An 8,865-nucleotide genomic window follows, 5' to 3' on the forward strand; every position below is an offset into this window, starting at 1 on the left:
TGTGCCGCGGTGATCGTGGGAGCCCTGCCAGAAGCGCCGCGCCCAGCCGGTAATCGCCGCAGGCCGCCGCTCTAAATAGTCAAAATCGGCCTTCCAAATCAACGAACCGTAGCCAAAAAGCCAGATATCCGCATGGCCGTCGAAGAAGTTTCTTTGCTGGTTTAACGTCGTGGTATCAAGCAACATAAGCGATCTACATTTGTGACCAAAGTGGCTGCACGCGCATGGCGTTAACGGTGGTTCATCATCCGGGTTATACGATTGATTTACCAGCCAATCACCCCTTCCCCATGGAAAAGTTTCGGGTGCTTCGGCAGCTATTGGGCGAGCAAACGTTGGCCTGCCCCATCGAGTGGCACACGCCCCAACCGGCCACCCTCGAAAGCCTGCAACGCGTGCATACACCAGAGTACGTGAAGGAGTTTTTGCACGGCCAGCTCGATCGTGCCGCCCAGCGGCGCAGCGGGTTTGTGTGGTCGCAAGCCTTGGTGGAACGAGTGCGGCTGGAAACCGGCGGCACGCTGCTCACCCTGGAAGCGGCCCTGGCCACCGGGCTTGCCTGCAACTCGGCGGGCGGCACGCACCACGCCCATGCGGATGCCGCCAGCGGCTACTGTTTGATTAACGATTTAGCCGTGGCCGCCGCCCACGCGCTGGCGCAGGGCTGGGTAGAGCGGGTGCTGATTGTGGATTGCGACGTGCATCAAGGCGATGGCACCGCGCGGCTCTTTGCCAACGATCCCGGCGTGTTTACCTTTTCCATGCACGCGGCGCGTAACTTCCCCGCCCGCAAAGCAAAAAGCGACCTGGATATCGACCTGCCCAACGGCATGGAGGATGCGGCTTATCTGGCCGAACTCGCGTCTTGGCTGCCTGGGGTACTCGCCGCCTACCAGCCAGACGTAGTGCTCTATGACGCGGGCGTGGATGTGCATCACGATGACCGCCTGGGCTACTTATCGCTCAGCAGTGACGGGCTGTATGCCCGGGATCACTACGTGTTGAACCTTTGTCGTGAGTCTGACATTCCCGTGGCGGCGGTCATCGGCGGCGGCTACGACCGCGATATTGCCGCCCTTGCTGCGCGCCACGCCCAGCTACATCGAGCCGCTGCGGATGTGCTGGCGGCTCATTAACGCTTTGATTGAAAAGGACGAACGCGATGCGCGCTATTTTTCTTGTCGATAACGGCTCCCTGCGCCCCCAGGCCACCCATAACCTGCGCCGGGTGGCGGCCGCGTTGAGCGAGACGCTAGGGGAGACTGTTCAGGCGGCCTCGCTGTTGCACTCCAATAAAATCCCCGCTGAAGAGGTCGATGGCATTCCCGCCATTACGTTAGGCCCCGCCGCCGAACGCAGCGCCGAGGCAGGCGCCACCGAGATTATCGTGCTGCCGTTTTTCTTCGGCCCCAGCAAAGCGCTAACGGGGTATTTGCCGGAGCGTATGGCCGCGTTGCAGGCCCGTTTTCCTAACGTGTCGGTGCGGGTTGCTCAGCCACTGGTAGATGAACTTGGGAGTAACGATCTGCGCTTGGCACAGCTGTTGGCCGATAACGTACGTGCGCAGTTGCCTGAACAAGGCGCTGCCAAGGTCGCGCTGGTGGACCACGGCAGCCCCATTCCCGACGTTACCGCCGTGCGTAACCGCCTGGCTGGGCAATTGAGCGTGCTGCTGGGCGACGACGTGCGCTGCGTGGCGGCGGCTTCCATGGAGCGACGTGACGGCGACGAGTACCGCTTTAACGAGCCGCTATTGGAGCACCTGCTGGATACGCCTGAATTCAGCAGCGGGAACGTGGTGCTGGCGATGCTGTTTCTCTCCCCAGGCCGTCATGCCGGTGAGGGTGGCGATATCGCCGAGATCTGCGCCGCCGCCGAACAGCGCCACAGTGGGTTGACGGTGACGACCACCGCGCTGGTCGGCGAGCACCAGGGGATCGTTGGGATTTTACACTCACGCCTGCGCCAAGCGCTTGACGGAGAACGCTTTCTGCTTGAAATGCCTGCGCAGTAGTCAAGTGCCCGGTTAAGGGAAGCGCGCAAGGGGAGATGTAACGTTGCCCAAAGGCGCGTAGAATCGCGAGCTTTTGCAAGCGTGCTCGTTTCTCCAACAGCGCTTCCTCGTTAACCAGGGCCTCTATCTTGATCGCAACCGCCAATATCACCATGCAGTTTGGGGCCAAGCCCCTGTTCGAAAATGTCTCCGTTAAATTCGGTGGCGGCAATCGTTATGGCCTGATTGGCGCAAATGGTTGTGGTAAATCGACTTTTATGAAAATTCTGGCCGGGGTGCAAGAGCCTACCTCGGGTAATGTGAGTTACGATCCTAATGAGTCTTATGCGGTATTAAAACAGGATCAGTTTGCGTACGAAGATCAACGTGTTATTGACGTTGTGATTATGGGACAACCTGAGTTATGGGATGTGCATCGTGAGCGCGATCGGATTTATAACCTGCCGGAAATGAGTGAAGAAGATGGCCTGAAAGTCGCAGAACTGGAAGGTCAATACGCCGAGATGGACGGTTATACCGCCGAATCCCGTGCGGGTGAATTACTGTTAGGTGTCGGCATTCCGGTAGAACAGCATTATGGTCCGATGAGTGAAATTGCACCCGGCTGGAAGCTGCGTATCCTGTTGGCTCAGGTACTGTTCGCTGATCCCGATATCATGCTGCTCGATGAGCCGACCAACCATCTGGACATCAATACCATCCGCTGGCTGGAAGAGGTATTAAGCCAGCGCAGCAGCACCATGATCATCATTTCGCATGATCGACACTTCCTCAATCGCATCTGTACGCATATGGCGGATATGGATTATGGCGAATTACGTATTTATCCGGGCAATTATGATGAGTACATGATCGCTTCCACCCAGGCGCGCGAACGTCTGCAATCAGACAATGCGAAGAAAAAAGCACAGATCAAAGAGCTACAGGAATTCGTATCACGATTCTCTGCCAATGCGTCCAAAGCAAAACAGGCAACTTCCCGTCAAAAACAAATGGAAAAAATTCAGCTGGATGACATTAAACCTTCCAGCCGGGTGAATCCGTTTATTCGTTTTAATCAGGAAAAGAAACTGTTTCGTAATGCATTGGAAGTCAGCAAACTGACACAAGGTTACGATAACGAAAAACCGCTGTTTGAAAATTTTAGTTTTATGGCTGAAGTAGGCGAAAAGATTGCTGTTATCGGTCCTAACGGTATTGGTAAAACCACTTTTGTGAAAACGCTGGTTGGTGAACTGGCGCCAAAATCCGGTCATGTAAAATGGTCTGAAAATGCCAATATCGGTTATTACGCTCAGGATCATGATCATCTGTTTAAGAGTAATATGACCTTGTTCGAGTGGATGTCGCAATGGGGCAGCCCGGAAGATGATGAACAGGTTATCCGTGGCACTTTGGGTCGTCTGCTATTCTCTGGTCATATGATTGATAAAAAGGTCAATGTGCTGTCAGGTGGTGAAAAAGGCCGCATGCTGTTTGGCAAACTGATTCTGCAAAAACCCAATATCCTGGTGATGGATGAACCGACCAACCATATGGATATGGAATCTATTGAATCACTTAACCTGGCATTGGAAAACTACGAAGGTACCTTAATTTTTGTCTCCCATGATCGTGAGTTTGTCTCCTCTCTGGCAACCCGCATATTTGATATGGAAAATGAAGGTATCACCGACTTTACCGGTACCTATGATGAGTATCTGAAAAGTCTGGGGATCAATAACTAAGCGGCATGGTCAGTACGTTTTATTATGTACTGACCATCTTCCATCCCTCCAGTCAGCGTGCTATGTTGAAGCCTCAATAACGAAGTTGAGGATTTACATCATGTTAAACCGAATTTCGACTTATCTTCCTGTTCTGTCAGCAATGATTTTTGCCTTTTCTTTACTGACGCTTTCTACACAATCCTTTTCCGCCTCAGCCGCCGAAATTGATATTAAAGTGGATGAAGCCCTGAAACGGTTTCAAACAGAAGTTTCCGGTGGTGATCGTTTTCTTGAAAAAGCTTCCGGGGTATTGGTTTTGCCCGATATCATCAAAGCCGGTTTTGGTATCGGTGGTGAATATGGTGAAGGTGCGTTACGCATCAGTGGTAGCACTGTGGATTACTACAATACTGCGGCTGCATCCATCGGCTTTCAGTTAGGTGCTCAGCAAAAAACCGTGATTCTGGTGTTTATGAATGATGAGGCATTACAGCAGTTTCGCGATAGTGATGGGTGGAAAGCCGGAGTAGATGGTTCTGTGGCTGTTGTCGAATGGGGAGTAGGTGAGGATATCAATACCACTGATATTAAAGATCCCATCGTCGGGTTTGTGTTCAGCAATAAAGGCCTGATGTATAACTTGACGCTCGAAGGCGCCAAGTTTACCAAGCTGAATAAATAGGGGATTTAATCCTCTATTCGAAAACCTATTTTGATAGTGACCTGCCAGTAGCGTACACCGCCATTTTCAATATAGCCGCGGGTGTCGGTCACCTCAAACCAATGTAGATTCTTCACTGTTTCAGCCGCTTTAGCGATTGCATTTTCAATCGCTTTATCCGAACTATCGGCTGAGCTGCCGGTGATTTCAATATGCTTATAAACATGTTCAGTCATGCTGTTTTCCTTTTATTTACGTAAATAGATAAACCAGTAAAACAAGCCTACAAATACACTCCCTCCCAGCATATTGCCTAAGGTCACCGGGATCAAGTTATGCCAGAAAAATCCCCCTATGGTCAGTTGCTCAGAGACAGCTAAAGTCGTCCCGATTTCAGTTTGTGCCAATAAGCCTGCAGGAATAAAAAACATATTGGCAACACTGTGTTCAAAACCTAAAGCGACAAATGCAGTAATTGGAAAGATCACTGCCAGAACCTTATCAGTCACGCTGCGGCCTGCCATACATAACCAGACGGCCAGACAAACAAGAATATTGCACAACACTCCTCGACTGAACGCTTCCATCCAGCTCATATTCACTTTACTGTCAGCAATTGCCACCACCTTCTGCCCAAGCGCCCCATCACCCTGCCACCATAAACCACTGAAATACATCAGCAGTAAAATTCCTAAAGCGCCAATGAAATTGCCAAGATAAACCATTACCCAGTTGTAAATCAGTTGTCTTATGCTAATCAGACCATCAATACAGGCCATGACCAATAAGTTATTACCTGTAAATAATTCTGCCCCGGCCACCACCACCAGAATTAATCCCAAGCAAAATGCCAGACCACCAATTAATCGCATCAAACCCGCTGGCATATTGCCAACGTCATAAGTCACCAGTGTAAAGAACGCCGCCCCAAGCGCGATAAATGCACCTGCCAGTAATGCCAACGCAAAGACTCTCAACGGATCCACAGTGCATTTGCTCATACTGATTTTTTCCAGGCGGCGAGCTATTTCTGCCGGGGTATACGCATCAACTGAAAAAGGATCCATAGTATTTTTCTCTATCTTAAAAAACCGGTTAGCTGATAATCACATAGATCAGGTATAAGCACCATGGCAAGCCTGAGCTGCTTATCCATCATCGTCTCTGCATGATGGTGCTCAAGAGTAAATAAGCACTAATTAAATGAATGATTTTGCTATCTTTTCATAGTTCAGGCACGTATAATTGCACGCTCGCAAATGTCACTTTTACAGCTTTGTTTCCAAAGCTGCCCATCACAGGTTATTCAATGTCCACACCAGAAAACGATTCAACACCCTCATTCGCTGAGTTAGGGTTAGCTGCTCCAATTTTACAAGCTGTACAACAAGCAGGTTATGAAACCCCTTCGCCTATTCAGGCGCAAAGTATTCCGCCTTTACTTGCCGGTAGAGATCTACTAGGCCAGGCCCAGACCGGTACAGGTAAAACGGCTGCTTTTGCTTTACCGCTGTTAAGTCGGCTGGATGTTAAAAATAAATCCACCCAGATGTTGGTGTTAGCACCGACTCGTGAATTGGCTATACAGGTTTCAGAAGCGATCCAAAGTTATGCCCGTCACCTGAAAGATTTCCATATTCTGCCGATTTATGGCGGTCAAAGCATGGGCATTCAATTACGCTCATTACAACGTAAACCACAAGTTGTTGTCGGTACCCCGGGTCGTATTCTGGATCATATTCGTCGTGGCACATTGAAGCTGGATAAACTTGAAGCATTAGTGCTTGATGAAGCGGATGAAATGCTGCGTATGGGCTTTATTGATGATGTCGAAACCATTCTTAAAGAAACCCCTGAAAATCGTCAGGTCGCTTTATTTTCAGCAACCATGCCGGGCCCAATTCATCGTGTCGCACAGAAATATTTGAAAGATCCGGTGGATGTTCGCATTCAATCCAAAACGTCAACCGTCACCACCATTAACCAGCGTTACTGGCAAGTCACCGGTATGCATAAGCTGGATGCGTTAACCCGTATTCTGGAAGTCGAAGACTTTGACGGCATGATCATCTTTGTCCGCACCAAAAACGCGACAGTTGAACTGGCTGAGAAACTTGAAGCCCGGGGATATTCAGCCGCTGCCATCAACGGTGATATGAATCAGGCCCTGCGTGAAAAAACCATTGAACGCATGAAAAAAGGCAGTATTGATATTCTGATTGCTACTGATGTAGCTGCACGTGGGCTTGATATTGAACGTATGAGCCATGTGGTCAACTACGATATCCCTTACGATACCGAATCCTATGTGCATCGTATCGGCCGTACCGGCCGTGCCGGTCGTAAAGGTGAGGCCATTCTGTTTGTCTCCCCACGCGAAACACGAATGTTAAGTGCCATTGAAAAAGCGACACGCCAGGTCATTACCAAAATGCAATTACCGAGCAGCGAAGATATTGCTGATCGTCGTGTATTGCAGTTTATGGAACAACTCAGTGAAACCATTGAGTCTCAGGAACTGGCTTATTTCGAGACGCTGATCAGCCAATATCAACAGGAACATAATGCGGATCCGATTGAAATCGCTGCAGCACTGGCCTTTTTAGTGCAGAAAGATCGTCCGTTGAAGCCGGTTAAACATGTCACGCAACGCCCTGCACGTGAAGAACGGGAACGTGGACCTCGTCAGGAGCGCGGTGAAAGACCTTCCAGAGGCGAACGTCCACCACGTGAAAAACGTGCACCACGCGCGCACCCTAATGAGCCGGATATGGATACCTACCGCGTTGAAGTAGGTCGTGCAGATAATATCGAACCACGCAATCTGGTCGGCGCGATTGCCAATGAATCAGGCATTGACAGTCAGTTTATCGGTCGTATTACTATTAATGATGATCATAGTTTGATTGATTTGCCACAAGGCATGCCAAAAGATATGTTCCAACAAATACGTAAAGTATGGGTCAACAATAAACAGCTGAACATGAGTCTGGCAACAGAGGAAGCAGTAGCTGAAAGTTTAGCGGCCCGTCCATCACGCCGGAATTTCAGCAAAGATCGTAAAGATGGACCTCGTAGCAAACCTGGTAAGAAATTTAAGAAAAGCTAACTGGTCAATACATCAATAACTAAAAGTCACTGGCAACAGTGACTTTTTTTTTGAGCATGCCACAATAGCCCCCATGCTGAATATTATCTGGATTGCCTTTTTTCTGATTGCCTTTGCAGTAGCTTTATTTAAGTTACTGGTGTTGGGTGACACAGAAATTTTTAACCAGATCATGCAGGCGCTGTTTGCACTTTCTAAAACCGCTTTTGAAATTGCCATTGGTTTAACCGGCATTCTGGCCTTATGGCTGGGGATTATGAAAATTGGTGAACGCAGTGGATTTGTCGAGTTATTAACCCGTGGGTTATCGCCCCTTTTCACTCGTTTAATGCCTGAAGTACCAAAGAATCATCCCGCGCTGGGGGCGATGGTGATGAATATATCAGCCAATGCACTGGGCCTCGATAATGCAGCAACCCCGTTGGGTATTAAAGCGATGCAGGAACTGCAAAAGCTTAATCCGTTAAAAGATACCGCCAGTAACGCCCAGATTCTGTTTCTGGTCATTAACACTTCTGCCGTCACCTTGTTCCCGGTCACCATTTTTACCTATCGTGCACAGATGGGCGCCGCTAATCCGACAGACGTTTTTATCCCGTTACTTATCGCCACCTATTTTTCAACCTTGATAGGTTTAATCACTGTCGCCGCGGTACAGAAAATCAATCTGCTGGATCGCATCGTGCTGATGTACCTGGGTGGTTTCAGTGCTTTTGTGTTCGGTTTACTGGCTTATTTTGCCAGTCTGGAACAACAACAAATGCTGGTGCAATCCGCTATTGTCAGTAATGTAGTGATTTTTTCATTAGTAATCGCCTTTATTGTGGCAGCTGCCTGGCAACGGGTAAATGCCTATGAGGCCTTTATTGATGGTGCCAAAGAAGGTTTTTCAACGGCGGTAATGATTATTCCTTATCTGGTTGCCATGTTAGTTGCCATTGGGGTTTTTCGTGCCAGCGGTGCACTTGAATTAATCGCTAGCGGTGTTCGTGCCGGAGTGCTCGCTGCAGGACTGGATGATCGTTTTGTCGATGCCCTGCCCACCGCCCTGATGAAACCATTCAGTGGCAGTGGGGCCCGGGCCATGATGATCGATACCATGGAAGTGCATGGAGCGGATTCGTTTGCCGGACGTTTGGCCTCCATTGTTCAGGGCAGCACTGAAACAACATTTTATGTTCTCGCAGTGTATTTTGGTGCCGTAGGGATTAAGAAAATCCGCCATGCTATTGCTTGCGGCCTTGCGGCGGATGTTGCTGGAATAACTGCAGCGATAATTATTGCTTACTGGTTTTTTGGTTAACCCATGAAAACTGATAACCCTAGGGCTTGTTGATCTTTCATATCCGCCTCTGTTGTGAGCTGAAAAAGC

General features: G+C 49.4%; 9 protein-coding genes. 6 read left to right on the forward strand and 3 right to left on the reverse strand.

Annotated features, from left to right (window positions below):
• A partial coding sequence (locus B3O33_RS06040) for a gamma-glutamylcyclotransferase (RefSeq protein ID WP_292363190.1) occupies positions 1-186 on the reverse strand: 186 nt, incomplete at its 3' end.
• A 38-nt stretch (positions 187-224) separates the two neighbouring features.
• On the opposite strand from B3O33_RS06040, the gene B3O33_RS06045 reads away from it, so the two are divergent.
• From B3O33_RS06045 to B3O33_RS06060, 4 genes are all read left to right on the forward strand, one after another.
• Positions 225-1,136, forward strand: a complete 912-nt coding sequence (locus B3O33_RS06045) for a histone deacetylase family protein (protein ID WP_292363191.1) — start codon at positions 225-227, stop codon at positions 1,134-1,136.
• 26 nt (positions 1,137-1,162) lie between these two features.
• Positions 1,163-2,014, forward strand: a complete 852-nt coding sequence (locus B3O33_RS06050; protein WP_292363192.1) for a sirohydrochlorin chelatase — start codon at positions 1,163-1,165, stop codon at positions 2,012-2,014.
• A gap of 128 nt (positions 2,015-2,142) precedes the next feature.
• On the forward strand, positions 2,143-3,741 hold the full coding sequence (locus B3O33_RS06055; RefSeq protein ID WP_292363193.1) for an ABC-F family ATPase: 1,599 nt from the start codon (positions 2,143-2,145) through the stop codon (positions 3,739-3,741).
• A gap of 100 nt (positions 3,742-3,841) precedes the next feature.
• Positions 3,842-4,405 carry a YSC84-related protein gene (locus B3O33_RS06060; protein WP_292361904.1) on the forward strand — a complete coding sequence of 188 codons (564 nt, stop codon included), beginning with the start codon at positions 3,842-3,844 and terminating at the stop codon, positions 4,403-4,405.
• A gap of 5 nt (positions 4,406-4,410) precedes the next feature.
• Here the strand turns inward: B3O33_RS06060 and B3O33_RS06065 are convergent, their stop codons facing one another.
• Both B3O33_RS06065 and B3O33_RS06070 read right to left on the reverse strand, forming a co-directional pair.
• Positions 4,411-4,620: a dodecin gene (locus tag B3O33_RS06065; RefSeq protein WP_292361903.1), complete on the reverse strand. Its 210-nt coding sequence runs from the start codon at positions 4,618-4,620 to the stop codon at positions 4,411-4,413.
• Positions 4,621-4,632: 12 nt separating this feature from the next.
• A complete protein-coding gene (locus tag B3O33_RS06070; protein ID WP_292361902.1) occupies positions 4,633-5,451 on the reverse strand; it encodes a formate/nitrite transporter family protein in 819 nt (272 codons plus the stop codon).
• Positions 5,452-5,693: 242 nt separating this feature from the next.
• Between B3O33_RS06070 and B3O33_RS06075 the strand changes: the two genes are divergently transcribed.
• Both B3O33_RS06075 and B3O33_RS06080 read left to right on the forward strand, forming a co-directional pair.
• Positions 5,694-7,493 carry a DEAD/DEAH box helicase gene (locus tag B3O33_RS06075; protein ID WP_292361901.1) on the forward strand — a complete coding sequence of 600 codons (1,800 nt, stop codon included), beginning with the start codon at positions 5,694-5,696 and terminating at the stop codon, positions 7,491-7,493.
• A 73-nt stretch (positions 7,494-7,566) separates the two neighbouring features.
• Positions 7,567-8,796 (forward strand): nucleoside recognition domain-containing protein, encoded by a 1,230-nt coding sequence (locus B3O33_RS06080; RefSeq protein WP_292361900.1) that lies wholly within the window; start codon positions 7,567-7,569, stop codon positions 8,794-8,796.
• The last annotated feature ends 69 nt before the right edge of the window (positions 8,797-8,865 follow it).

It is taken from the genome of Methylophaga sp. UBA1464 (genome assembly GCF_002325665.1).
Classification (GTDB): domain Bacteria; phylum Pseudomonadota; class Gammaproteobacteria; order Nitrosococcales; family Methylophagaceae; genus Methylophaga.